The following is a 25,369-nucleotide window of genomic DNA, read 5'->3' on the forward strand; positions in this document are numbered from 1 at the left end:
GGTAGAGAGTAAAAATAGTTGGTTGATTTTTGAACACAAATTTATAAAATTTATCCGCATTACTGTTTATATATTATCACTGAAAGGATTCAAACAAGTATGTAAATTGGCACGAAATTACGTCTTGTTTGAATTTTAAAGGAACTCAAATTTTAATTCATAAAAAATGTGTATTTTGCGTGGTGCTAATGTTCAAATAATTTCAGTGAAAGTAAACAAAATAAATATTGAGCCTTATGAGGCTGATGGTATTGTGTACCATGCAGATACTTGTTTGCCTTTAATTGATGCATTTAATAGAAAAAAAATAAAGTTTAAAGCTTTAGCTAGGCATACTTATCCTGGTGATCGATTAGACGAAAATACCATCGGGCTAAATAGTATTGGCTATTGGGATGCAAATGAGCCACAAGATTGGGGTTTAGATTGGCATCGTAACGAAGGTATTGAGTTTCATTTTTTAGAATCGGGCACTATGCCGTATTCTCAGGAAAATAATGAGGTTTTACTTACTCCAAATCATTTAACAATTACACGTCCGTGGGAAGCTCATAAAGTTGGCAATCCATATGTTGGTATGGGGAAATTTTATTGGGTTATCATCGATTTAGGTGTGCGAAGGCCTCATCAAGATTGGGTTTGGCCAGATTGGATAACGTTAACGCCGAGTGATTTAGGACGACTAACGACTATTTTAAGACAGAATGAAAAATCTATTTGGAAAACCGATCAAACAGTTCGCGATTGTTTTCTTAGAATTAACAAGGCTATCAATACCGATGAAAATGGGAGCAATGCTTCTAAAATAAGACTGTTAGTCAATTATTTGTTAATCCTTTTACTCGATTTATTAAATACAGACGATGTTGTTTTAGATGAAAAACTAACCGATAGTTCAAGAAGTGTAAAGTTCTTTTTAGATGAATTAGTCAATAATTTATCCGAAAATTGGACTGTAGAACTAATGGCAGAATCCGCAGGTGTGGGAGTAACAAGGTTTACGCACCATTGCAAGCGCTTAACTAATGTAACGCCTATGCGTTATCTTACCATGAAGCGTTTGGATTTATCTAAAAAAATTCTTCAAGAAAACAACGAGTTAACCATTGCGGAAGTTGCTTATACCTGTGGTTTTGCAACAAGTCAATACTTTGCAACAGTTTTTAAAAAGCATGAAAAATGCTCACCTAATACATATAGGTTAAAGTATGCTGTAAATGTGGTAGACTGTGTTTAAATTATTTCACTGAATGATAATACACGCCATTTAAAATTCTATTTTATACTTTCACTAAGTAGAAATTACTATATCTTTTTTGTTTCAATACCTAAGTCTATACTTTAAAAAGTTTAGAGTTTTTATAAAGGGAAGCTTATTTGTTATGATCAATATGGTGCTGTAATTTATATACCAACCAAACTAAATATTTTAAAATGGAAAACATTAATAAGAAACGACTCTTTCTTGGGAGTTGTTTAGCATTAATTACAACGGCAATGACTTTTGCTATACGCGCACGATTAGAAACTGTTTTTGGCCCAGAAGGGGTTGGGTTAACATTAGAACAAATTGGTTACGCGTTTACACCGGCTTTTTTCGGTTTTACAATTGCCATGATTTTTGGAGGACCACTAGTCGATTTTCTCGGAATTAAAAAAATTACTTGGATTGCCTTTATTATGCACACAGTCGGAATTGTGTGGACCATTATGGCCGATTCAATGACGTCATTATTTCTAGCAACATTATTTGTTGGTATCGGTAATGGTATGGTAGAAGCGGCTTTAAACCCAATGGTAGCATCGATGTATGTTAATGAAAAAACAAAAATGCTAAATAGATTTCATGTATGGTTTCCTGGAGGTATTGTAATTGGTTCTATTGTAGGATGGCTCGTTATGGATGTTATGGGCTTAAGTTGGCAAATTATGGTTTCAACGTTATTTGTGCCATTAGTGCTGTATGCTGTATTGTTTTTTGGACAAGAATTCCCGGTCACCGAGCGTGTACAAATGGGGATTAGTAATAAAAAAATGTTCTCTAGCGTCGGGAAACCTTTATTCATCTTTATGGTGTTTTGCATGCTTTTAACAGCAGCGTCAGAGTTAGGAACCACACAACGAATAGAATCGCTTTTAAAAGAATCTGTTGCAGTGCCACTTTTAGTATTAGCATTTATTAACGGTATTATGGCTTTAGGGAGACTGTTCGCTGGGCAAGTTGTACATAGGTTAAAACCTTCAGGAATGCTATTATATTCAGCAATATTCACTTTTATAGGTTTATGGTTGTTAACGGTAACTAGTGGTGGAATGACTTTTGTTGCAGCAGCAGTTTTTGCTATTGGAGTTACATTCTTTTGGCCAACCATGTTAGGTTTTGTGGCAGAATATTTGCCAGAAACAGGAGCGCTAGGGCTTTCAATTATGGGTGGAGCAGGTATGTTTTCTGTGTCATTAGTATTACCAATTATGGGGAAGTTGATGGATGATGCCAACGCTTCTGAAGCATTAAGAACCATGTCTATTTTGCCAGCAATCCTTATTGTGGCATTTTTAGGATTAAATTTTTATATGAAAAAAAGAAATAAAACAGAACAAGCATAAGTAGTTATGATAAGAAAATTAAGAATGGGAATGATAGGTGGCGGCACCGGATCATTCATTGGAGATGTACACCGCAGAGCCGCAGCCATCGATGGCATGATAGAATTAGTTTGTGGGGCTTTTAGTAGTAATGAAGAAAAGTCTAAAGCATCAGGTAAGGCGTTATATCTTCCAGAAGATAGATGCTATGGTAGTTTTGAAGAAATGATTTTAAAAGAAAAGGAACTTCCTGAAGGTGTTCGTATGGATTTTGTTTCCATTGTAACACCAAATCATATGCATTTTCCTCCTGCAAAATTAGCTTTAGAAAATGGATTTAATGTGGTTTGCGATAAACCGATGACGTTAACTTTAGACGAAGCCATCGCGTTAGAAACTATAATCGAAAAAAGCGGGAAACTTTTTGCTTTAACACATAATTACACTGGTCACCCCATGGTAAAGCAAGCGCGAGCTATGGTTGCTAAAGGTGATTTGGGTAAAATTAGAAAAATACAAGTACAATATTTGCAAGGTTGGTTGTCTACGGCAGTAGAGCAAACCGGACAGAAGCAGGCGTCTTGGCGAGTAGACCCGAGTAAATCGGGTATTGGCGGTGCTTTAGGTGATATTGGAACGCATGCAGAAAATTTAGCTGAATATATTACAGGACTAAAAATTGAAGAACTTGCTGCAGATTTGGGGAAGTTTGGAGAAGGCCGTGTGCTTGATGACGATGGTAACTTATTACTACGTATGGAAAACGGAGCAAAGGGAACCATGTCTATTTCGCAAATTGCTTTAGGTGAAGAAAATAATCTAGCTATAAAGGTTTATGGTGAAAAAGGAAGTTTGGAATGGCAGCAAGAAAATCCGAACCAATTAATTACACATTGGTTAGAAGAGCCTGTTAAAATATTTACACCAAATGGTAATAATTTATATGAAGAAGCTCTAAATGTTTCTCGTATTCCGGCAGGACACCCAGAAGGATATTTAGAAGCTTTTGCAACTATTTATAAGAATTTTGCGACGCATTTAATGGCTGTTTTAAATGGTGAAACTATTGATAAACCAGATTATCCAGCGGTGAAAGATGGTATTCGAGGGATGCAATTTATTTATGCAGCCGTTGAAAGTGATAAAAAGAACGCTGCTTGGACAAAAATAGAATAACGATATAAACTACTATTGGCGGATGCTGCGTTAGGGATTGAACGGTATGTTTGAGCTCCCCGACCAACGGAAGGGAGCGAGTAGAGAAAGCCCGACCCTTGGGTAACGCCAAAAAAAAATAAGATAAAATATGAAAACAATAAAAGGACCAGCAATTTTTTTAGCGCAATTCGCAGGAAGTGAAGCGCCATTTAATACTTTAGATAACTTATGTAAATGGGCTGCAGATTTAGGATATAAAGGGATTCAGATTCCAACATGGGAAACGGGATTAATCGATATCGAAATAGCTGCGGAAAGTCAAACGTATTGCGATGATTTAAAAGGAAAAGTTAATTCTTATGGTTTAGAAATAACAGAATTGTCTACACATTTACAAGGGCAGTTAGTGGCTGTAAATCCGGCTTACGATACTTTATTTGATGGTTTTGCTCCCGATGCTGTAAAAGGAAATCCAAAAGCAAGAACGGAATGGGCTATCGATTTTGTTAAGAAATCGGGGACAGCAAGTGGTAGATTAGGTTTAAAATCTCACGCGTCGTTTTCGGGTGCTTTGCTTTGGCATACTATGTACCCTTGGCCACAACGTCCGCAAGGTTTAGTGGAAATGGGCTTTAAGGAGTTAGCAAACCGTTGGACTCCAATTTTAAATCATTTTGATGAGCAAGGGGTTGATATTTGTTATGAACTGCACCCAGGTGAAGATTTGCACGATGGAGTGTCTTTTGAACGTTTTTTAGAGGCAACAGGAAATCATAAACGTGCTAACATTCTTTACGATCCAAGTCATTTTGTATTGCAACAGTTAGATTATTTAAAATTTATAGATTATTACCACGAGCGTATAAAAGCTTTTCATGTTAAAGATGCTGAGTTTAATATGTCTGGGAAGCAAGGTGTGTACGGCGGGTATTCTGATTGGCAAGATCGAGCAGGTCGTTTTAGATCTTTAGGTGATGGCCAAGTCGATTTCAAAAGTATTTTTACAAAACTTACTAAATACGATTGTGATGTTTGGGCGGTTATGGAATGGGAATGCTGTATTAAATCTTCGGTTCAAGGTGCTAGAGAAGGTGCGCCTTTTATTCAGCAGCATATTATTGAAGCTGCCGAACGTAGTTTCGATGATTTTGCTGGAGCGAAACCAGATGAAGCTTATTTAAAAAGTATACTCGGAATTTAATGAATAAAAGTTTAATTATTTTAACAGCTTTAGTTTTCGCGTCTTGTAGCCAAAAGCTTGTGTCGGTAGATTCTAAACAACAGGTTGAAACTACGGAAGATGCATTAGAACCAAAAAAAGCTAAAGAAACTGAAGTTTGGGAACCTAAGCCTATGGTTGTTGAGGTGAATGAGGATACTCAAATTCCGTCGGATGCGATTGTATTATTTAACGGTGAAAATTTTGATGAATGGGTATCTTCTACTAATTCATCAAATGTTGAATGGATTTTAAATCCTGATAAAAGCATGACTGTTAAAAATAAGGCAGGGGATATTCAAACCAAACGTGATTTTGGTGATATGCAACTTCATATAGAATGGAAATCTTCCGAAGAAATAAAAGGAAAAGGACAAAGTCGTTCTAATAGTGGCGTGTTTATTCAAGGCAGATATGAAGTGCAGGTTTTAGATAATAATGATAACGAAACTTATGTAAATGGCCAAGTCGGTTCTATATACAAGCAAAGTATTCCGTTGGCTAAAGCGTCTTCAAAAGCAGGAAACTGGAATGTTTATGATATTATTTATCATGCACCTGAGTTTAATGAGCAAGGAGAAAAAACAGAATCTGGCACAATAACTGTACTTCACAATGGTGTTTTAATTCAAGACCATTACGAAATTAAAGGAACTACAGAGTTTATTGGATGGCCTAAAAATAAACCTCACGGGAAAGCACCAATTAAGTTGCAAGATCACCGTGATAATAGTGGTGTTAGTTATAGAAATATTTGGGTTAGAGAATTATAAAAAATAAAAATTATGATAAATCGTATTGTTGTTTTACTAATTAGTCTTTGTTTTATTAGCAATAGCTATTCGTGTAATCCAATTAAAAGTAAAATAAAAGTACTCATTGTAGACGGACAAAATAATCATACAGTTTGGCCAAAGTCAACTATTATGATGAAGCAATATCTTGAAGAAACAGGTATGTTTACTGTAGATATAGCTCGAACTAAATATTTAAATAATAGCGAGGAAAATAAAGACTGGTTAGGATTTGCAAATGTTGGTGAAGGTATTGAAGGCAAGCCAAAAACAGATCCAGATTTTAATCCGAAATTTTCAAAATATGATGTGGTAATTTCTAATTTTGGATACAAAGCAGCATCATGGCCTGAGAAAGTTCAAAAGAAGTTTGAAAAATATATTAAAAAAGGAGGAGGCTTTGTTAGTGTGCATGCTGCGGATAATAGCTTTCCAGAATGGACAGCTTATAACGAAATGATTGCTATAGGCGGTTGGGGCGGTCGAACCGAAAAACACGGTCCTTACTTATATATTGATAAAGACAATAAGCCAAAGAGAGATTATAGTCCAGGAAAAGGAGGAACTCATGGTAAAAGAGAGGCTTTTGCTGTAACAAACTACAACACCGAGCACCCAATTACTAAAGGAATGCCGAAGGTTTGGATGCATACATCAGATGAATGTTATGCCTTTCTTAGAGGGCCGGCAGAAAATGTAACGATTTTAGCAACAGCTGTATCTACAAAGAAGAAACCAGAGCTAGAACAAAAAGAACCTGTAGCTATGGTTATCGATTATGGTAAAGGCAGAATATTTCACACCACTTTGGGGCACGATACGGAATCATTTGAGTGCGTTGGTTTTATAACCTTGTTAAAACGCGGGGTAGAGTGGGCTGCAACTAATAAAGTGACTCAAACAGAATTACCAGACGATTTTCCGTCTGCAGACCATACATCTTCAAGAGATTTCAATTTGGAAAAATAAAGGATATTGAATTATTCAAGAAATAGTAATTTATTAATGTTTTTGATATCAAAAACATTAGATTAATATAGTTGCACAACATTAAATATAAATCTACTCTATTTTTTATATTTAATGTTGTGTAATTCATAATTAGTTGTAATTTTGCGGCTTATATTAACGAAAGGGGCTCACGCCGACGATTTAGAGTTAATAGTTAAGGTAGTTATTCAGTGAAAACAGGAAACAACATATCTCTTATCTCTTTTGTTTTAGTAGAAAACACTAAAACTAATGTTGTGCGCATTCCTCAAATTCGCCCCTTGGGGTTATATAGTTTAAGAAAGTAATTCACTTTCAAATTTTCGTTAATTTTTAGAATCAATTTTGTTAGTATTTATTATTATAATAAATGCTTCAACAATTAAATTAATTTAAACTCAGGGCTTTATTATCTAGTTTTGAGCTAAATAGACGTATGCCTTAAAGGGCATAATAAAAAATGGATACTATATTGAACACAGATGTTACAAGTGTTATTAATAAGGCCGAAATCTATTGTTCTCAACAAGGCATAGATATAGATCTTGTTTATAAACTTCCAGAGAGCGTATTAGAAATTATTTCTGAACGGTCAAAAGAACTTCCTACTTTGTATTTTGTTAGCGTAGATTTATTAAGAAGACGTATAAAAAACGGATGTTTTTTATTGAGAAGAGGAGATGAGATTTATGGACATATCTTTGCGCATGAGCACCATGTAAAAGGACGTTCTGTTTATGAGCGTGCTTGTTTATGGGTAAATCGTGATTTCCGTAATTACAACCTTGGCTTATTGTTAATGAGCCGAATGACAGAGCTGTTCACCGAGAGTTTTCTTATTTCTATAGCACAAACTCCTAAAGTTCATTATTATAATGAATTGCTAGGGATGACGCATGTTACTTTAGCTCAAATGTCTACAGTATTGGTTGAAGAATTAGAGAAATTAGGGAAGTTGAGAGATGAGTTAAACTACAGGTATTATGTTAATCCATGTTTTGAGGCGGAGTCTAAACAATTAAAATAAATAAGAAATTAAGTTATATAAAAAAATGAAAAAATTAGTAATAGCATACAGTGGCGGGTTAGATACATCATACTGTGCAGTAAGTTTATCAAAAGAATATGATGTACACGCCGTAAGTGTAAATACAGGTGGTTTTACAGATGAAGAAATTAAGCATATTGAAAGTAATGCCTATAAAATGGGTGTTTCTACTTATAAAAACATTGATGCTGTAGCTACGTTTTACCAAAAAGTAGTGAAGTATTTAATTTATGGGAATGTGTTAAAAAACAGTACATATCCACTTTCTGTAAGTGCAGAGCGTATTATTCAAGCTATTGAAATTATTGAATACGCTAAAAGTATTGATGCCGAATATATTGCGCACGGTAGTACTGGAGCAGGAAATGATCAAGTTCGTTTCGATATGATTTTTCAAACATTGGCACCAAATATTAAAATAATTACTCCAATTAGAGATCAAAAATTAACTAGACAAGAAGAGATCGAGTATTTAAAATCTGAAGGTATTGATATGCCTTGGGAAAAAACGAAATACTCTGTTAATAAAGGTCTTTGGGGAACTAGTGTTGGTGGTGTTGAAACTTTAGAGTCTGAAAAACCTTTGCCAAGTGAAGCTTATCCTTCTCAATTAGTAAAAGAAGGTGAAGAAAAAGTAACACTAACTTTTAAGAATGGTGAGTTTGTTGCTTTAAACGGACAGGAAAACAAACCAGAAGTAAATATTGAAAACTTAAATAATATTGCTTCGGCTTATGCTATTGGTAGAGATATTCACGTTGGTGATACCATTGTTGGAACTAAAGGACGTGTTGGTTTTGAAGCTGCTGCGGCTTTAATTACATTAAAGGCACACCACTTGTTAGAGAAGCATACTTTAACAAAATGGCAATTACAACATAAAGATTATTTGTCTAGTTTTTACGGTATGCATTTACACGAAGGGCAGTATTTAGATCCAGTAATGAGAGATATTGAAGCTTTTTTACAAAGTTCTCAGAAAATGGTTTCTGGTAATGTTGTAGTGTCTCTAAAACCTTATCATTTTTCTTTAGACGGTATTGTCTCAGATCATGATTTAATGTCTAGTAAGTTTAGTACTTATGGTGAAGAAAACAAAGCTTGGACGGCAGATGATGCTAAAGGGTTTATTAAAATTTTCGGAAATCAAAATAAAATATACAGACAAGTAAATTCTCAGGAATAAAAGTATCTGGAGCTGTTAGATTTTAAAGTTTTAACAGCTCTAATAAAATATATATAATGAAAAATATTGAAGTTGGAATTATTGGAGGTGCAGGCTATACGGCTGGTGAATTAATTCGTTTATTAATGCATCACCCAAATACAAATATCAATTTTGTATTTAGCACATCGAATGCTGGAAATAAAATAAGTAAAATACATCAGGATTTAGTGGGCTCGTTAGACCAAAAATTTACCGATACTGTAAACCCAGATGTAGATGTTTTGTTTTTATGTTTAGGTCACGGAAATTCGGTTAAATTTTTATCGAATAATACGTTTTCTGATAATACAAAAATTATAGATTTAGGAAATGATTTTAGATTAGAAGCCGATAAGGTTTTTAATGGTAAAACATTTGTTTACGGTTTACCAGAATTACAACGTGAGGATATTAAAACTGCAAATTATATTGCAAATCCAGGTTGTTTTGCTACAGCAATTCAGTTAGGTTTATTGCCATTGGCGGGTAAAGGTTTGATAAGTAAAGACGTGCATATTAACGCTGTAACGGGCGCTACTGGAGCAGGAACATCATTGTCTGCAACTACTCATTTTACTTGGAGAGATAATAATTTTTCGTATTACAAACCATTTGCACATCAACATTTAGGAGAAATAAACCAATCGGTTAAACAATTGCAAAATAATTTTACTTCCGAGATTTTATTTATGCCAAATAGAGGTGATTTTCCTAGAGGGATTTTCGCAACGCTTTACACCGATTTTGAAGGAACTATTGAAGAAGCTAAGGTTATTTATAAAGATTTTTATAAAGATGCAAAATTCACTTTTGTATCGGATGATGAATTACATTTAAAACAAGTAGTAAATACTAATAAATGTTTAATACATTTACATAAACATAACGGTAAATTATTGGTGACGAGTATTATTGATAATTTATTGAAAGGAGCTTCGGGACAAGCGGTGCAGAACATGAATTTGATGTTTGGCTTAGACGAAACTACCGGATTAGGTTTAAAGGCAACTTATTTCTAAATCTTATTTTTTCGCTTTAGCGGAAATCAAAATTTCAGTTTTTATAACTGAAGATTTTAATAGAATTTGAGTAAGCACATTAGAGTGGTGCGTTAGGGATTGAGCGGTCTGTTTGAGCTCCCCGACCAAAGGAGGGAGCGAGTAGTGAAAGCCCGACCCTTGTGGTAACGCCAAAAAAACAACTGATAAATGAAGTTTCCGTTCTCACGGAAATGAAAAAGAATTTATATAAAATTAGGCATTATGAAAGTAGCCATTATTGGAGCAGGCAGCTTAGGCCAATCTATCGCGAAGGGTTTATTGACTTCGGAAGCGTTGACGAGTTTGTACTTAACGAAACGAAATTTGAGTTCTATTAAAGGGTTTGATGATTCGGAAAAAGTGACTTTAACTACCGATAATGTTGAAGCTATCAAGAATTCTGAGGTTGTAATTTTTGCAGTTCAGCCGAGACACTTTGAAGGTATTTTAAATGATTTAAAATCGTATTTAACTAAAGACCACGTGTTAATTTCGGTTATTACCGGTTTTGCTATTGAGAGAATGGAAGCTATTGTTGGAACGGATAGTTACGTGGTACGCGCTATGCCAAACACTGCTGCGTCTGTTGGACAATCTATGACCTGTTTTTCTACCAATAAAAAAGGGAAAGAAAAAAGTGATTTAGCGAAAACTGTTTTTAGTAGTATGGGAACTTCTTTGGAGATTCCTGAAGAACAATTGCAAGCTGCAACTGTTATTTGCGCTAGTGGAATTGCTTTTTGGATGCGCTTAATTCGTGCAACTACACAGGGCGCTATTCAGTTAGGTTTTGAGGCGCATGAAGCACACCAATTAGCAATGCAAACTTGTTTTGGAGCGGCTAGTTTATTGAAACAATCAGGGAAGCATCCAGAGGAAGAAATAGATCGTGTAACCACGCCAAGTGGCTGTACTATTGAAGGTTTGAACGAAATGGAACACCGAGGTTTAAGCTCGTCGCTTATAAAAGGAATAAACGCATCTTTTGAGAAAATTAACCAGATAAAAACAAAATAACTATGCCACTATTTAATGTATATCCGCTTTATGATGTCACGCCTGTTTCGGGTAAAGGTGTTTATGTTTATGATGAAAATGGAACCGAATATTTAGATCTATATGGTGGTCATGCCGTAATTTCTATTGGTCATGCTCATCCTAAATATGTAAAGGCGATTTCTAAACAAGTAGAAGCGTTGGGGTTTTATTCTAATGCCGTTCAAAACCCGTTACAAGTAAAATTAGCTAATAGACTTGAAAGACTTTCTGGGTGTGAAGGTTATCAGTTGTTTTTATGTAATTCTGGTGCTGAGGCTAATGAAAATGCTTTAAAATTAGCATCGTTTGAAACAAGAAAAAAGCGCGTTGTAGCTTTTAGTAATGGGTTTCATGGAAGAACATCGGCAGCTGTTGCGGTAACCGATAATAAAAATATTATAGCACCAATAAATGCGCAGCAAGCAGTAACTATTTTGCCTTTAAATGATATTGAAGGTGTGAAAAGAGAGCTTGAAAAAGGAGATGTTTGTGCTGTTATTGTTGAGTTTATACAAGGTGTTGGTGGTTTAGATCAAGGTACTGCAGAATTTTTTGAGCAAGTGGATGCACTTTGTAAAGCAAACAATACATTTTTTATTGCCGATGAGGTGCAATCTGGTTACGGACGTTCGGGTAAATTCTTTGCCTTCCAACATTATAATGTAACTCCAGATGTTATTTCTATAGCAAAAGGTATGGGAAATGGATTTCCAATTGGTGGAATTTTAATACATCCAAATATTGAAGCTAAATTTGGTATGTTGGGAACTACTTTTGGAGGAAATCACTTAGCTTGTGCTGCTGGTTTATCGGTTTTAAAAGTTATTGAAGAACAGAAGTTAATTGATAATGTGAATGAAATGTCTTGTTATTTTTTGAAATTGGCTAAAACCATTCCGCAGATAAAAAATATTAAAGGGAAAGGCTTAATGATTGGTTTAGAATTTGATTTTGAAGTGGGACAATTACGCAAAGATTTAATTTATAATCATCATATTTTTACTGGTGGCGCAATGAATAAAAACTTATTGAGAATTTTACCTCCATTAACCATTAGAAAAGAACATATTAATATGTTTTTTGAAGCTTTAGTTGAAGTTTTAAATGAGGTTGAAGAGTCAGTAAGTAAATAGAAAGCAGCAAACGAATATAGAGGTTAGAAAATATATAATAGATTGTTGATTATATAAATCGTTTTGTTGTTTCGACCTTTTGAGAAATCACATAAAGAGAATAACTACCAACCGAATAAGAGAAGATTAAAAAAATGAATACCCTATTATCCATAGAAACTAGAAACGCTGTTTTATTAAAAATGGCAGTGCTTTTAGAAAAAGAGCGCCAAGTAATAATCAACATTAATAAAACAGATTTAGAAGCTTATAAAGGCGATGATATTTCGATGTTTGATCGTTTAAAAGTTGATGATTTAAAAGTTGATGAAATGATTAAATCGGTTACACATTTAGCATCTCAAGAGGATCCTGTTGGTGTGGAACGTTTCAGTTTTAAGCACGATAATGGCATGCAGGTTTATAACAAAACAGCATCTTTCGGTACCGTTTTAATTATTTATGAATCGCGCCCAGATGTTACAGTTGAAGCTGCAGGAATTGCATTCAAATCAGGAAACAAAATTTTATTAAAGGGCGGAAAAGAGTCTTTGAATTCAAATTTAAAAATTGTTGAATTGTGGCATCAAGCTTTACAAGAAGAAGGCGCACCTACCGATTGGGTTGAATATTTACAATTTAACAGAACAGAAACTCAAGCTTTTTTAGAAAAACCAACGCAGAAAGTCGATTTAATAGTACCTCGTGGAGGCGAGCGTTTAATTGCTTTTGTTAAGGAACACGCAACTTGTCCAGTAATTATTAGCGGTCGTGGAAACAATTTTGTTTATGTACACGAAGCTGCCGATTTAGATATTGCTATTGATATTATTATGAATGGGAAATCGAAAATTTCAGCATGTAATGCCGTAGATAAAATTTTAATTGATAAAAATCTTGCTAATAAAGACGATTTTGTAAATCGATTAATTACAAAATTAAAAGATTCTAATATTGAAGTTTTAGGTGATGCTAGTATCTCAAAAAACCATGAGGTTAAAGCCATTACTTCAGATGATATTTGGTATAAAGAATTTTTAGACTATAAAATACTTATTGGCGAAATTGCATCTAACCAAGATACAATTGCCATGATTAATAAATATTCTGGAGGACATTCATCTGTTATTGTAACTGCCAATGAAGCAGAAGCTAAAGTGTTTATGGAAAATGTAGATACGGCAGCTGTGTACCATAATGCATCTACTCGTTTTACCGATGGCGGACAATTAGGTTTAGGTGGCGAATTGGCGATAAGCACAGATAAATTACACCAACGTGGACCAATTGGTTTACAACATTTAGTTACCAATAAATGGTATGTTCATGGTAACGGACAAACAAGATAGCATGCAGAAAAAGAAACGAATTTTATTAAAAATAGGGTCGAATACACTCACCAAAGAAACCAATAATATTTCACGAGGTAAAATTGAAGATGTCGCTAATCAGATTGCGAAACTTCAAGATACTTGCGAGTTTATTATTGTAAGTTCTGGTGCTATTGCTGTAGCAAAACAGTTTGTAAAACTTGAAAGCAAGCACGAAGAGGTGTTTGTAAAACAAGCATTAGCATCTATAGGTCAGCCACATTTAATTCGTATTTATCAAGAAATTTTTAGAGAATATGGATTGCTTACTTCTCAGTGTTTACTATCGTATTCCGATTTTAAAAAACAGGAAAGTAAATCTAATATTGTGAACACCATAAACGTATTGGTTCAAAATAATTATATCCCTATTATAAATGAAAACGATACGGTAGCTACCGACGAGATAAAGTTTGGTGATAATGATAAATTAGGAGCATTAACGGCATCACTACTAGATGTGGATTTGTTTATAATTGCCACGAACACTAATGGAATTTACACTAAAGCGTCTATTGAGAATGGAAAACCAGAGACTATTGCTGAGGTTGATGATTTTGATGAATTAAGAAATCAAGTTGTCGATTCGAAATCTTCTCACGGAACTGGTGGTATGCAATCTAAAATAGAAGCTGCAGCGGTTACTCGAAAAGCAAAAATAGAAACTTGGATTGTAAATGGTTTGGAGGATAATTTTATAACCAATGCCTTTGATAATAAAGTACCGTTTACCAAGATCAAATAGTAACAATATTTAGGCTGTTTAGGTCTAAATATTAAAATATTGCACATGATTTTTTACGGTTTCTAAAACTATGAAAATCTAAAAATAAGATTAAAAAAATGAGACATTACACATCCATAAACGATATCGATAACATACATGTTTGGATAGAAGAAGCGAAAGCATTAAAAGTAAATCCTTTACAAGACATTGAATTAGGGAAAAACAAAACTTTAGGTTTATTATTCTTTAATTCAAGTTTAAGAACCCGTTTAAGTACGCAAAAAGCAGCTTTAAATTTAGGAATGAATCCAATTGTGATGAATGTTTCTGGAGATGCTTGGGCTATTGAGTTTGGTGATGGAACTGTAATGAATGGCAAGACGGCCGAACATATTAAAGAAGCAGCAGCCGTAGTGTCTCAATATTGCGATATTATTGCAGTACGTGCATTTCCAAGTTTAACAGATAGAGAAATGGACGAAAGCGAACATGTTTTGGAATCTTTTAAAAAGTTTGCATCTGTACCTGTTATTAGCATGGAAAGTGCAACAGGCCACCCGCTGCAAGCATTGACAGATGCGATTACCATTTCGGAATACTCTAAAGTATCAAAGCCTAAAGTTGTTTTAAGTTGGGCACCACATATTAAATCTTTACCACATGCGGTGGCAAATAGTTTTACACAAGCCATGCAAAAAATGGATGTGGAGTTTGTTATAGCTAATCCAGAAGGCTATGATTTAAACCCAGGAATTACAGGAGATACACCAATTTATCATAACCAAGAAGAAGCTTTTAAAGATGCCGATTTTGTTTATACAAAAAACTGGAGTTCTTATGAAGATTACGGTTTAGTAGATAATATTGATCCAAGCTGGATGATTACTAAAGAAAAAATTGGTGAAGCTAAATTTATGCACTGTTTACCTGTTAGACGAAATTTAGTTGTTGAAGATGCCGTTTTAGATAGTGATAACTCTTTAGTTATTCAACAAGCAAATAATAGAACATTTGCTGCGCAATTAGTGTTAAAGAAGATATTAGAAAACTTATAGATGAAAGAAAAATTATCAATCATAAAAATAGGAGGAAATATCATTGAAGATGAAACGTCTCTAAATGCTTTTCTTAAACTGTTTTCTAATTTAGAAGGAAAGAAAATTTTGGTTCACGGTGGAGGAAGGCGTGCTACACATATTGCATCAAAATTAGGGATAGAATCTCAAATGGTAAATGGTCGACGTATTACAGATGCTGAAACTTTAGAAGTTATTACTATGGTTTATGGTGGATTGGTAAATAAAAATGTGGTAGCCAAACTTCAAGGTTTAAATATCGATGCTATTGGATTAACAGGAGCCGATATTAATAGTATTCAGTCTGTTAAACGCCCTGTAAAGGATGTAGATTTTGGTTTTGTTGGTGATGTTGAAAACGTAGCTCACAAATCGATAGATAAACTAATTCAGGCCAATTTTACACCTGTATTTTGTGCTATTACTCATGATGGTAATGGGCAATTATTAAATACAAATGCCGATACTATTACTTCGCAAGTTGCTATTGGTATGAGTAAATTGTATGAAACTTCTATTTATTATTGTTTTGAATTCAATGGCGTTTTAGAAGATATAAATGATAAAAATTCGGTAGTAAAACATATAGATACTAATATATATAAAGATTTATTGGCAAAAGGAATTATTGTCGATGGCATGTTACCAAAACTAGAAAATTGTTTTAATGCGTTGCAAAATGGTGTTAGTGCCATAAATATGGGGAATACAGAAATGTTAACCCAAGAAAATGATAATTTCACAAAAATAACCTTATAAAAAATGACGCAGCAGGATTTAACGAATGATGCCATTTCACTTCTAAAAAAGCTGATAGAAACACAATCGTTTTCTTCGGAAGAAGAGCCAACGGCATTGCATATCGAAGATTGGTTTAAGCGTTATAATGTTGATTTTAAACGTACTCAAAATAATGTTTGGGCCGTTAATAAATATTTCGATAAAAGTAAACCAACTTTGCTTTTAAACTCGCATCACGATACTGTAAAACCCAATTCGGCTTATACCAAAGATCCCTTTAAAGCTATTGTAGAAGATGGAAAATTATACGGTTTAGGAAGTAATGATGCTGGAGGTTGCTTGGTGTCTTTAATCGCAACGTTTACTCATTTTTACAATCATGATAATTTAAAATATAATTTGGTTATTGTCGCTTCCGCGGAAGAAGAAAGCAGCGGGCCAAATGGATTAAATAGTATGTTGGCCGTAATACCTAACGTAGATGTTGCTATTGTAGGCGAACCGACTTTGATGAATTTAGCTGTAGCTGAAAAAGGCCTTGTAGTTTTCGATGCTGTTGTAGCGGGAACGCCAAGTCATGCCGCACATCCAAACGATAATAACTCCATTTATAACACGATAGCTGTGTTACAATGGTTTAAAGATTTAAAGTTTGAAAAGGGCTCGAAAGCTTTAGGAGATGTTAAGTTAACAGTAACACAAATTAATGCAGGCTCTCAGCATAATGTGGTTCCGGGTCATGTAGATTTGGTTATTGATGTTCGTGTAAATGATGCGTATAGCAACACAGAAATAGCCGAAATTTTACAAGAAAAGGCACCATGTACAAGTATTACACCACGGAGTTTAAGGTTAAATTCATCGTGTATTCCTATGGATCATGATTTAGTTAAAGCAGGTATTGAAATGGGACGATCAACTTACGGTTCTCCAACATTATCCGATCAAGCAACACTAACTTGTCCGTCTTTAAAATTAGGACCTGGAGATAGTACACGCTCGCATTCTGCAGACGAATTTATTCATTTAAATGAAATAGTAGAGGGTGTAGATTTGTATATTAAATTACTAGAGAAGGTTATTGTAAAATAAAAAAATGGAAAGTAGATTTTTCTTCTTTCTTTAAAATAATAGATTTTCGCTTTCGTGGAAACAGAAAAAAAGTATTAAGATGAAGTTGTGGGATAAAGGTATTTCAATAGATAAAAAAATAGAACAATTTACTGTTGGAAACGATAGGGAAATTGATATTCATATAGCCAAATATGATGTTATTGCATCGCGTGCACATGCTAAAATGCTTCAGAAAATCGGGATTATTTCTGTTGAAGAATTAGTCGATTTATTAAGAGGGTTAAAAGTTTTAGAAAAACAAATTGAAGATGGTACTTTTGTTATCGACCCTCAGTTTGAAGATGTACACTCTAAAATTGAATTTGAACTTACAAAATCTTTAGGTGAAGTAGGAAAAAAAATCCACACGGCACGTTCTAGAAATGATCAAGTTCTAGTGGCTTGTAATTTATATTACAAAGAAAATTTAGGTGTTATTAAAGATAAAACAGAAATGCTTTTTAATACACTTTTAGATCTAGCTAATACGTATAAAGATAAAGTTCTACCTGGTTACACGCATTTGCAAGTGGCTATGCCATCATCTTTTGGATTGTGGTTTTCTGCTTACGCAGAGCTAATGATAGACGATGTTTATCTATTAGATGCTGCTATTAAAACAGTAGATCAAAACCCGTTAGGTTCTGCAGCTGGTTACGGAAGTTCGTTTCCTATAGATCGTGAATATACCACCAAAGAAATGGGCTTTGCAACACTTAAATACAATGTAGTCGCTGCGCAAATGGGTAGAGGTAAACATGAGCGAACTATTGCTGCGGCTTTAGGTAGTTTGTGTAATACACTGTCTCGTTTTGCAATGGACACCTGTTTATATATGAGTCAGAATTTTGGATTTATTTCTTTTCCAGATGAATTAACAACGGGAAGTAGCATTATGCCACACAAGAAAAATCCTGATGTTTTCGAATTAATTCGTGGTAAATGTAATAAAATCCAAGCTTTACAAGGTGAAATGGTTTTAATAACCAATAATTTGCCAAGCGGTTACCATAGAGATTATCAGTTATTAAAAGAAAATATGATAGCAGCTTTCGAAGAATTGAAAGATATTTTAGATATTTTTAATTATTCAATTCAGCAAATTATTGTCAAGGATGTTGATGTTAATAGCGATTTGTATAAATACTTATTTACAGTTGATAATATTAATACTTTGGTTGTAGAAGGGCAGAGTTTTAGAGAGGCTTACCAGAAAATTGGTGGACAAGTTCAAGACGGAACTTACGTTCCCGATACATCTAAAAGACACACCCATGAAGGCAGTATCCATAACTTATGCTTGGAACAAATTCGCGATAAATTTCCTAAATAGTATATTATGAAACGGTCTTTGTTTAATCTCTTTTTTTTTATAATGATAAATTCTAGTTTTTCACAATCTCAAATTATTGATTTATGGGATGGTTCTATTCCCAATAGTCAGAAAACTACCGAAGTAGAAATTGTTGAAATAAAAGATATTAAAAGGATTAGTAACGTACAAACGCCAACCTTAGAAGTTTTTTTACCAACAAAAAGAGCTAATTCGGCTAGAGCTGTAATTATTTGCCCAGGTGGTGGATATCATATGTTAGCATACGATTGGGAAGGTACAGAAATAGCAAAGTGGTTTAACACGAAAGGTATTGCTGCATTTGTTTTAAAATCCAGATTACCAGATTCTAAATCGATAGTTATACGTCAAGAAGCGCCTTTACAAGATGCGCAACGTGCCGTGCGTTATTTGAGAAGTCATGCTGTGGAGTTTGGCATTAGTCCAGATGAAATTGGTGTTATTGGATTTTCTGCTGGTGGGCATTTAGCTTCTACTTTGGGTACTCAATATGATAAACCTAATAATTTTAAAGAAACGGCATTGGATACTATTTCTGCTCGACCAAATTTTATGGCGTTAATTTATCCTGTAATTACCATGGATGAGACCTTTACGCACATGGGATCACGTAGAAATTTAATAGGAGAAAAACCTAGTGAAGTGTTAATAAAAGAATATTCTAATGAGTTGCAGGTTACTAAAAATACGCCACGGACATTTTTGGTGCATTCGGGTGATGATAAAGCAGTTCCAATAAAAAATAGTTTGAAGTTCTATGAGGCTTTAAAAGCTCATGATGTTGAAGCGGAATTGCATGTTTATCCATTTGGTGGGCATGGATTTGGTTTGGCTATAGGAAATGGACGTTTGCAATCTTGGCCGGAACGATTATTTGAATGGTTGGAGAATAAGTAAGTAAACAGGTCCTGTGATTTTGATGATGTAAAACAACACTAACTCATGCCGACTTAGTAATTTAATGACATGTTTGGGCTCTAGTAGAAGAGGTGCACGTAATTCAAAACATTTGTTTCAAGAGTTTATTAGTCTAAATCCCAGCCCCTTTGGTAACGCTGAGAACACATTATTAATAGAAATAAAAAAGAGCATCGATATTATCGATGCTATTTTTGTTTAATTCCTTTTGGTAACTATTTCAAATTATTAAATAATAGTTGATTGTCCCAAATGTATATTGGTAAAATTAAGATTGGTTTCGTCGGGATGATTAATAAAATCTTCGATGAAATCGCCAACCTTAGTGGTGCTAATATTATCGTATTTGTTATTTAAATCGGGCGTTGTAATGTGTAATTTTAAAGATTTATCAACACCTTCACGCACTCTGTTAGCTTCTTCGTCTAGTCCAAAATGATCTAGCAACATAGCAGCTGATAAAATGGATGCTATTGGGTTTGCTATGCCTTTGTTGGCTGCTTTAGTATAAGCACCGTGAATGGGCTCGAACATGGCATATTTATCTCCTAGTGATGCTGATGCTAATAGACCGATTGAACCTACGATTACACTGGCTTCTTCGGAAAGAATATCGCCAAACATATTTTCGGTTAAAATAACGTCAAATTGTCGTGGATTGATAATGAGTTCCATAGCGGCATTATCGATATACATGTATTTCAGTTTTACGTCTGGATATTGTGGTGCAATTTCTTGCACGATGCGTCTCCAAAGGCGCGAACTTTCTAAAACATTGGCTTTATCTACCAATGTAATTTTCTTTTTTCTTGCATGTGCTGCTTTAAATGCTGCATGCGCTATACGCTCAATCTCGAATCTGTTATAGGTACAAGTATCGGTTGCAGTATTCCCATCTGCACTTAACGTTCTTTCACCAAAGTAAATACCTCCAGTAAGTTCACGGTAAATTAAAATATCAACGTCCTTAATCTGCTTTACTTTTAATGAAGATTTGTTTAGTAAATCTTCATAAGCTATTACAGGGCGTATGTTTGTGTGGAGTCCCAGTTCTTTACGAATCCCTAAAAGACCTTGTTCCGGACGTATTTTTGCATTTGGATCTAAATCGAAAGATGTACGCCCAATGGCTCCAAAAAGAACGGCGTCGGCATTTTTACAAATGTCTATGGTTTCTTGAGGTAAAGGGGTTCCCGTCTTGTCGATGGCGCATGCGCCAACTAAACCATGATTGAAAGTAAATATGTGGTTAAAATCCATAGCAATGGCTTTCAACACCTTTACGGCTTGCGCGGTGACCTCTGGGCCAATTCCATCCCCTGGCAATACGGCTATATTTAATTTCATTTGTTATGTTTTATTTTGCAAAGATAACACGTAATAGCCTATTTTTTATTAAGATGAAACAATTTCGTTATAAACTTTACTATTTTCTATAATATTGTGAATATCTCCATCATTTACTTCCTTTTTCTTGTCAGCGAAATCAAGGAAATTTGTATAAATGACATCCAATTGAAGTTTTGTTAATTCGTATCCTACATTTTTTGCTCTGTAAGCAAGTGCAGCACGACCGCTACGGGCTGTTAAAACAATTGCAGATTCGGTAACACCTACATCTTTAGGATCGATAATTTCGTAAGTCTCACGATTTTTTATCACACCATCTTGGTGAATACCAGAGCTATGCGCAAATGCATTAGCACCAACAATAGCTTTATTTGGTTGAGTATAAATCCCCATACTATCGGATACCAATTGGCTTAATCCGTAAAGCATTTCGGTTTTTATATTTGTATCTAAATTTAGGTATGGGTGTTGTTTTAAAATCATAACCACTTCTTCCAAAGCAGTATTTCCAGCACGTTCACCAATACCGTTAATAGTACATTCTATTTGGCGTGCACCATGAATAACACCTTCTATAGAATTAGCAGTAGCTAAACCTAAATCGTTATGGCAATGGCAAGATAAAATAGCTTTATCTATTCCTTTTACGTTTTCTTTTAAGTACTTAATTTTTGCACCATATTCACTTGGCAAGCAATATCCGGTTGTATCTGGAATGTTTAAAACAGTTGCTCCTGCTTTTATTACAGCTTCACAAACACGTGCTAAATATTCGTTATCGGTTCTACCTGCATCTTCAGCATAAAACTCAACATCTTCCACAAAAGATTTTGCATACGTTACGGCTTGAACAGCACGTTCGATTATAGCATCTTGCGTAGATTTAAATTTGAATTTTATATGAGAATCCGATGTGCCAATACCTGTATGTATTCTTGGTAGTTTTGCATACTTTAATGCTTCGGCAGCTACTTTTATATCATTTTCTACCGAGCGTGTTAATCCACAAACGGTCGCGTTTTTAACAATCTTAGAAATTTCCTCAACCGATTTAAAATCACCCGGACTTGAAACTGGAAAACCTGCTTCAATAATATCAACACCTAAAAAATCTAACTGTTCGGCTATTATTAATTTTTGCTCGGTATTTAGTTTACAACCAGGGACTTGTTCACCATCTCTTAGTGTTGTATCGAAAATTTGGACTTTATTATCAGACATTTATTGAAATATATTTTCTTATTGTTCTACGAAGTTATATTTTGCTTAACCAAATCGAATATACAACCTTGTGTTATTACGATGTTTAAAGTTGTAATAACTTGTTTAACTATCTGTTAATCAAATAATTAATACTGATTTTGTAACTATGACGAAAGAGCAAAAAGATAATTTGTTTGTGCTAGTGAAATCACTTTCTAAATCCGAAAAGCGCCAATTTAAGCTTTATGTAGGAAGATTGGGAGTAAATGAAGACTCTAAGTTTTTAATGCTTTTTAATATTCTTGATAAACTGTCGGTTTATGATGAATCTGTTATTTTAAAGAAAGGGATTGTAAAAAAGCAACAACTTTCTAATCTTAAAGCGCATCTCTATAAACAGATTTTAATTAGTTTACGGTTAAACCCGTCTCATAAAGATATTCGATTACAAATTCGTGAACAGCTCGATTTTGCAACCATACTTTACCATAAAGGCCTATACAAGCAAAGTTTAAAACTCTTAGATAAAGCAAAAAGTCTAGCTATTGTAAATGAGGAAAAAAATGTGGCTTACGAGGTAGTTGAGCTCGAAAAAGTTATAGAATCGCAATACATAACCCGTAGTTTAAGTAACCGAGCAGATGAGCTTACCATACAAGCCAAAGAACTTAGTTTGCACAATGTTTTAGCTAGTAAATTATCTAATTTATCGTTACAATTGTACGGCCTTTATTTAAAAATAGGCTACATTAAAAATGATGAAGATTATAAACAAGTTAATAAGTATTTTAATGACCGTTTACCAAAGTATGATATACACGAGCTTGGCTTTCGAGAAAAATTGTGGCTTTACAAATCGTATTTATGGTACAGTTTTTTAACCGTAGATTTTTTGTCTTGCTATAAATACTCTCTAAAATGGGTAGATTTATTTTATGCTAAAGAAGAGATGATTGAGCTAAATCCTGTGTTTTTTTTAAGCGGAAATAATTATTTATTAGAGTCGTTATACTTTTTAAGAAAATACGATAAGTTTAAGGAGAGCTTAATTAAATTCGAGGGTGTAACCAAAGAAAAATGGTTCCCTAAGGATGATAATCTTGATGGTTTAGCTTTTCTATACATCTATAATAACAAGTTTAATTTACATTTTATTGAAGGAAGCTTCGAGGAAGGTTTGCCTTTAGTCGATGAAGTTTTGAGTGAATTAAAGTTTTATAGAAATCGTACAGACGAGCATCACGTTATGGTATTTTATTATAAAATGGCCAGTATGTATTTTGGAGCCGGAGAAAATAAAAAATGTATAGAATTCTTAGATAAAATTATTAGTAATAAATCATTACAAATGCGTGAAGATTTATTGTGTTTTTCTCGTATTTTAAATTTGGTTGCCCATTATGAAGCTGGTTTAGATTACAATCTCGATGTGCTTATAAAGAGTACGTATAAGTTTTTAATTAAAATGGAAGATTTATATGAAGTGCAAAAGGAATTTATCAAGTTTTTAAGAGGTTTAGGTGATATCTATCCGCATGAGGTGAAGAACGAATTTATAAAACTGCATAAAAAACTAAAGGAATACGAAAACGATCCCTACCAAAGTCGAGCGTTTTTATATCTAGATATTATTTCTTGGTTAGAATCTAAAATTCAAAATCGTCCAATAGGTTTGGTTATCCGAAATAAATTTCATGAATTGAAGGTGAAGTAGGTTTTTACTCTTTTTAATTAAGAGTAATATTAATTGGTTTACCTCCTTTATGGAAAGGATTTAACTAAAAAGGCACCTGATAATGTTTAAAAATAATTACTACTTTAGGTTTAAAGTAAGAGCGTAAATATTCTTGGACTTAAGCTTTACAATTTAGAAATAGATAATTATCATAAAAAAACATGAAATTAAAAAATATGTACAAACCGTTATTAGTTTTATTCGTTGTTAATCTATTTCTAATTTCTTGTAAGGAGAAGCAAAAAACAATCGTTGAAAATGTTACAAGCGAAAAAATACTAGAGAAAAACTCGGAAATCAATACAGATTTCCCAATTTACTCTGAAAAACGCGAATCTAAATCTGATAGTACACAAAATATTTTAAGAGGAAGAATAACGTTAGGACATGAGGTTAGTAGTTTTTCCCCTTGTGGAGATGATAAGGAATTTTGGATTATGGCGGAAGAGGAACTGACTCAGTTATATTTCAATTTAACAAAAAACCAAGAGCCTTACTCTCCAATATTTGTGAGAATTGAAATTATTGATAAAGGAAAATCAGAAGATGGATTTGCTGCTGATTATGACAGTACCTATGAGGTGGTAAATATTTTAGAAGCCAGAAACATCTCAGACATAGATTGTGAATAAAACATATTACAATGATGTCTAAAAATAATTGCTATTTTAGGGTTAAATTAATATGTGACTATTCTTACACGAGACGTTGGCAGTAAGTTGAAAAAACTAAGAGGTAAATATTTGAACATTGACATTTGAATAATGGGAAGAGTAATTTGGAAAGAAAATAAGGTATTATCTATTGAAACGAGAAAGGGCATTTTTGTTTTAGCTCAAATGATTAAATCACCTTTTCTTATATTTTTTAATTCATTTAGTGAGGATAATAAATTCAAAGAAAGTAATTTGGAAAATACACCAATATTATTTTTACACGCGGTTACGAGGCAATTTCTAAAAAAAGCCAATATTGAGACCCTGAAGATTGACCCATTAGAAAATTATGAACAGCCTAAATTATGGATTAAAGAAAATTCAGGTAGTAGGAAAGTAACTGTTTGGGCAGGAACTGAAAATGAAAAGAATTTTATTTCTTTTGGTGAGAATGGTGGGAAATTAATTGAGAAAGACATTTTAAAAGACGGAAAATACAATCATCCAAGCGGAATTTATGATAAATCTATAAAGGAGCTTATGCCCAAAAATGTAGATATTAGTGAAATTTCAAATTATGAATTAACGTCAATAGAAATTTACCCTAATTTAAATGAACGTCTTTATTTATGCCATTTGAAAGGGGAAAACATAGACCCTGCTAAAAATATTTTATTTAATATCGGTATGCCTTTAGAATATAAAAAATACGTCGATATTGTTTCTGGACTTGTAAAGTTGGAGGATTTAGGATATTAATAATCATTGAAATGGAGAATAAAGCCTACTGCCAACACCCTATAAAAATAATGCTTATTTTAGTGCTTAATCAAGAGTAAATGCATTCTGGTATATTAGGTTTTCCTTCGGAAAATCCTCGTATACAAACCCGCTACCCACAATTAAAAAGAATAAAACCAGAGACTACAAAAGT

The 25,369-nt window shown here is 33.8% G+C and carries 23 protein-coding genes; 21 read left to right on the forward strand and 2 right to left on the reverse strand.

Annotated elements, in window-relative coordinates; genetic code table 11:
- Positions 1 to 205: 205 nt before the first annotated feature.
- From GQR97_RS10815 to GQR97_RS10900, 18 genes are all read left to right on the forward strand, one after another.
- Positions 206 to 1,237 carry a helix-turn-helix transcriptional regulator gene (locus GQR97_RS10815; protein ID WP_158848263.1) on the forward strand — a complete coding sequence of 344 codons (1,032 nt, stop codon included), beginning with the start codon at positions 206 to 208 and terminating at the stop codon, positions 1,235 to 1,237.
- A 197-nt stretch (positions 1,238 to 1,434) separates the two neighbouring features.
- Complete coding sequence (locus tag GQR97_RS10820) at positions 1,435 to 2,607, forward strand: MFS transporter (RefSeq protein ID WP_158848265.1); 1,173 nt, start codon at positions 1,435 to 1,437, stop codon at positions 2,605 to 2,607.
- 6 nt (positions 2,608 to 2,613) lie between these two features.
- Positions 2,614 to 3,762 carry a Gfo/Idh/MocA family protein gene (locus GQR97_RS10825; RefSeq protein ID WP_410488924.1) on the forward strand — a complete coding sequence of 383 codons (1,149 nt, stop codon included), beginning with the start codon at positions 2,614 to 2,616 and terminating at the stop codon, positions 3,760 to 3,762.
- A gap of 130 nt (positions 3,763 to 3,892) precedes the next feature.
- The gene (locus tag GQR97_RS10830) at positions 3,893 to 4,945 is read left to right on the forward strand and encodes a sugar phosphate isomerase/epimerase family protein (protein ID WP_158848267.1); all 1,053 of its coding nucleotides are present in this window, start codon (positions 3,893 to 3,895) and stop codon (positions 4,943 to 4,945) included.
- Positions 4,945 to 5,736: a DUF1080 domain-containing protein gene (locus GQR97_RS10835; RefSeq protein ID WP_158848269.1), complete on the forward strand. Its 792-nt coding sequence runs from the start codon at positions 4,945 to 4,947 to the stop codon at positions 5,734 to 5,736. The genes GQR97_RS10830 and GQR97_RS10835 overlap by 1 nt, the downstream gene beginning before the upstream one ends.
- Positions 5,737 to 5,748: 12 nt before the next feature.
- Positions 5,749 to 6,726, forward strand: coding sequence for a ThuA domain-containing protein (locus GQR97_RS10840; protein ID WP_158848271.1), 978 nt, complete (start codon positions 5,749 to 5,751; stop codon positions 6,724 to 6,726).
- 481 nt (positions 6,727 to 7,207) lie between these two features.
- Positions 7,208 to 7,774, forward strand: coding sequence for a hypothetical protein (locus GQR97_RS10845; RefSeq protein WP_158848273.1), 567 nt, complete (start codon positions 7,208 to 7,210; stop codon positions 7,772 to 7,774).
- 25 nt (positions 7,775 to 7,799) lie between these two features.
- Entirely contained in the window at positions 7,800 to 8,981 is a 1,182-nt protein-coding gene (locus GQR97_RS10850) for an argininosuccinate synthase (RefSeq protein ID WP_158848275.1), read from the forward strand.
- 56 nt (positions 8,982 to 9,037) lie between these two features.
- Positions 9,038 to 10,021 (forward strand): N-acetyl-gamma-glutamyl-phosphate reductase, encoded by a 984-nt coding sequence (argC, locus tag GQR97_RS10855; protein WP_158848277.1) that lies wholly within the window; start codon positions 9,038 to 9,040, stop codon positions 10,019 to 10,021.
- Between the two features lie 243 nt (positions 10,022 to 10,264).
- On the forward strand, positions 10,265 to 11,059 hold the full coding sequence (gene proC / locus GQR97_RS10860; protein ID WP_158848279.1) for a pyrroline-5-carboxylate reductase: 795 nt from the start codon (positions 10,265 to 10,267) through the stop codon (positions 11,057 to 11,059).
- Between the two features lie 2 nt (positions 11,060 to 11,061).
- Positions 11,062 to 12,213, forward strand: a complete 1,152-nt coding sequence (locus tag GQR97_RS10865; RefSeq protein WP_158848281.1) for an aspartate aminotransferase family protein — start codon at positions 11,062 to 11,064, stop codon at positions 12,211 to 12,213.
- Positions 12,214 to 12,347: 134 nt separating this feature from the next.
- A complete protein-coding gene (locus tag GQR97_RS10870) occupies positions 12,348 to 13,541 on the forward strand; it encodes a glutamate-5-semialdehyde dehydrogenase (protein WP_158848283.1) in 1,194 nt (397 codons plus the stop codon).
- 1 nt (position 13,542) lies between these two features.
- Positions 13,543 to 14,307 (forward strand): glutamate 5-kinase, encoded by a 765-nt coding sequence (gene proB / locus GQR97_RS10875; protein ID WP_158851755.1) that lies wholly within the window; start codon positions 13,543 to 13,545, stop codon positions 14,305 to 14,307.
- Between the two features lie 98 nt (positions 14,308 to 14,405).
- Positions 14,406 to 15,344, forward strand: a complete 939-nt coding sequence (locus tag GQR97_RS10880) for an acetylornithine carbamoyltransferase (protein ID WP_158848285.1) — start codon at positions 14,406 to 14,408, stop codon at positions 15,342 to 15,344.
- Positions 15,345 to 16,124: an acetylglutamate kinase gene (argB, locus tag GQR97_RS10885; RefSeq protein WP_158848287.1), complete on the forward strand. Its 780-nt coding sequence runs from the start codon at positions 15,345 to 15,347 to the stop codon at positions 16,122 to 16,124.
- Positions 16,125 to 16,127: 3 nt separating this feature from the next.
- Positions 16,128 to 17,198 (forward strand): M20 family metallo-hydrolase, encoded by a 1,071-nt coding sequence (locus GQR97_RS10890; RefSeq protein WP_158848289.1) that lies wholly within the window; start codon positions 16,128 to 16,130, stop codon positions 17,196 to 17,198.
- 79 nt (positions 17,199 to 17,277) lie between these two features.
- Complete coding sequence (gene argH / locus GQR97_RS10895) at positions 17,278 to 18,552, forward strand: argininosuccinate lyase (protein ID WP_158848291.1); 1,275 nt, start codon at positions 17,278 to 17,280, stop codon at positions 18,550 to 18,552.
- 42 nt (positions 18,553 to 18,594) lie between these two features.
- Positions 18,595 to 19,470, forward strand: coding sequence for an alpha/beta hydrolase (locus GQR97_RS10900; RefSeq protein ID WP_233267520.1), 876 nt, complete (start codon positions 18,595 to 18,597; stop codon positions 19,468 to 19,470).
- A 249-nt stretch (positions 19,471 to 19,719) separates the two neighbouring features.
- Here GQR97_RS10900 and leuB read toward each other — a convergent pair whose 3' ends face one another.
- Positions 19,720 to 20,838 (reverse strand): 3-isopropylmalate dehydrogenase, encoded by a 1,119-nt coding sequence (leuB, locus tag GQR97_RS10905; protein WP_158848295.1) that lies wholly within the window; start codon positions 20,836 to 20,838, stop codon positions 19,720 to 19,722.
- 48 nt (positions 20,839 to 20,886) lie between these two features.
- Positions 20,887 to 22,062 (reverse strand): 2-isopropylmalate synthase, encoded by a 1,176-nt coding sequence (locus tag GQR97_RS10910; protein WP_158848297.1) that lies wholly within the window; start codon positions 22,060 to 22,062, stop codon positions 20,887 to 20,889.
- A gap of 148 nt (positions 22,063 to 22,210) precedes the next feature.
- On the opposite strand from GQR97_RS10910, the gene GQR97_RS10915 reads away from it, so the two are divergent.
- The 3 genes from GQR97_RS10915 (at position 22,211) to GQR97_RS10925 (ending at position 25,194) form a co-directional block, all read left to right on the forward strand.
- On the forward strand, positions 22,211 to 23,758 hold the full coding sequence (locus GQR97_RS10915) for a hypothetical protein (protein ID WP_158848299.1): 1,548 nt from the start codon (positions 22,211 to 22,213) through the stop codon (positions 23,756 to 23,758).
- A 197-nt stretch (positions 23,759 to 23,955) separates the two neighbouring features.
- Positions 23,956 to 24,411, forward strand: coding sequence for a hypothetical protein (locus tag GQR97_RS10920; protein WP_158848301.1), 456 nt, complete (start codon positions 23,956 to 23,958; stop codon positions 24,409 to 24,411).
- Positions 24,412 to 24,543: 132 nt separating this feature from the next.
- Entirely contained in the window at positions 24,544 to 25,194 is a 651-nt protein-coding gene (locus GQR97_RS10925) for a hypothetical protein (protein ID WP_158848303.1), read from the forward strand.
- The last annotated feature ends 175 nt before the right edge of the window (positions 25,195 to 25,369 follow it).

The sequence above is a fragment of the Algibacter sp. L1A34 genome (assembly GCF_009796805.1).
Taxonomy (GTDB): domain Bacteria; phylum Bacteroidota; class Bacteroidia; order Flavobacteriales; family Flavobacteriaceae; genus Algibacter.

What these genes read in the sequence shown, in the direction of transcription:
- GQR97_RS10910 (WP_158848297.1), bottom strand. Translation starts at nt 22,062, where the DNA reads ATGTCTGATAATAAAGTCCAAATTTTCGATACAACACTAAGAGATGGT.
- GQR97_RS10845 (WP_158848273.1), top strand. Translation starts at nt 7,208, where the DNA reads ATGGATACTATATTGAACACAGATGTTACAAGTGTTATTAATAAGGCC.
- proC (WP_158848279.1), top strand. Translation starts at nt 10,265, where the DNA reads ATGAAAGTAGCCATTATTGGAGCAGGCAGCTTAGGCCAATCTATCGCG.
- GQR97_RS10890 (WP_158848289.1), top strand. Translation starts at nt 16,128, where the DNA reads ATGACGCAGCAGGATTTAACGAATGATGCCATTTCACTTCTAAAAAAG.
- GQR97_RS10835 (WP_158848269.1), top strand. Translation starts at nt 4,945, where the DNA reads ATGAATAAAAGTTTAATTATTTTAACAGCTTTAGTTTTCGCGTCTTGT.
- GQR97_RS10870 (WP_158848283.1), top strand. Translation starts at nt 12,348, where the DNA reads ATGAATACCCTATTATCCATAGAAACTAGAAACGCTGTTTTATTAAAA.
- GQR97_RS10820 (WP_158848265.1), top strand. Translation starts at nt 1,435, where the DNA reads ATGGAAAACATTAATAAGAAACGACTCTTTCTTGGGAGTTGTTTAGCA.
- GQR97_RS10825 (WP_410488924.1), top strand. Translation starts at nt 2,614, where the DNA reads ATGATAAGAAAATTAAGAATGGGAATGATAGGTGGCGGCACCGGATCA.
- GQR97_RS10925 (WP_158848303.1), top strand. Translation starts at nt 24,544, where the DNA reads ATGGGAAGAGTAATTTGGAAAGAAAATAAGGTATTATCTATTGAAACG.
- GQR97_RS10915 (WP_158848299.1), top strand. Translation starts at nt 22,211, where the DNA reads ATGACGAAAGAGCAAAAAGATAATTTGTTTGTGCTAGTGAAATCACTT.
- argC (WP_158848277.1), top strand. Translation starts at nt 9,038, where the DNA reads ATGAAAAATATTGAAGTTGGAATTATTGGAGGTGCAGGCTATACGGCT.
- GQR97_RS10840 (WP_158848271.1), top strand. Translation starts at nt 5,749, where the DNA reads ATGATAAATCGTATTGTTGTTTTACTAATTAGTCTTTGTTTTATTAGC.
- leuB (WP_158848295.1), bottom strand. Translation starts at nt 20,838, where the DNA reads ATGAAATTAAATATAGCCGTATTGCCAGGGGATGGAATTGGCCCAGAG.
- argB (WP_158848287.1), top strand. Translation starts at nt 15,345, where the DNA reads ATGAAAGAAAAATTATCAATCATAAAAATAGGAGGAAATATCATTGAA.
- GQR97_RS10830 (WP_158848267.1), top strand. Translation starts at nt 3,893, where the DNA reads ATGAAAACAATAAAAGGACCAGCAATTTTTTTAGCGCAATTCGCAGGA.
- GQR97_RS10920 (WP_158848301.1), top strand. Translation starts at nt 23,956, where the DNA reads ATGTACAAACCGTTATTAGTTTTATTCGTTGTTAATCTATTTCTAATT.
- argH (WP_158848291.1), top strand. Translation starts at nt 17,278, where the DNA reads ATGAAGTTGTGGGATAAAGGTATTTCAATAGATAAAAAAATAGAACAA.
- GQR97_RS10850 (WP_158848275.1), top strand. Translation starts at nt 7,800, where the DNA reads ATGAAAAAATTAGTAATAGCATACAGTGGCGGGTTAGATACATCATAC.
- GQR97_RS10865 (WP_158848281.1), top strand. Translation starts at nt 11,062, where the DNA reads ATGCCACTATTTAATGTATATCCGCTTTATGATGTCACGCCTGTTTCG.
- GQR97_RS10900 (WP_233267520.1), top strand. Translation starts at nt 18,595, where the DNA reads ATGATAAATTCTAGTTTTTCACAATCTCAAATTATTGATTTATGGGAT.
- GQR97_RS10880 (WP_158848285.1), top strand. Translation starts at nt 14,406, where the DNA reads ATGAGACATTACACATCCATAAACGATATCGATAACATACATGTTTGG.
- proB (WP_158851755.1), top strand. Translation starts at nt 13,543, where the DNA reads ATGCAGAAAAAGAAACGAATTTTATTAAAAATAGGGTCGAATACACTC.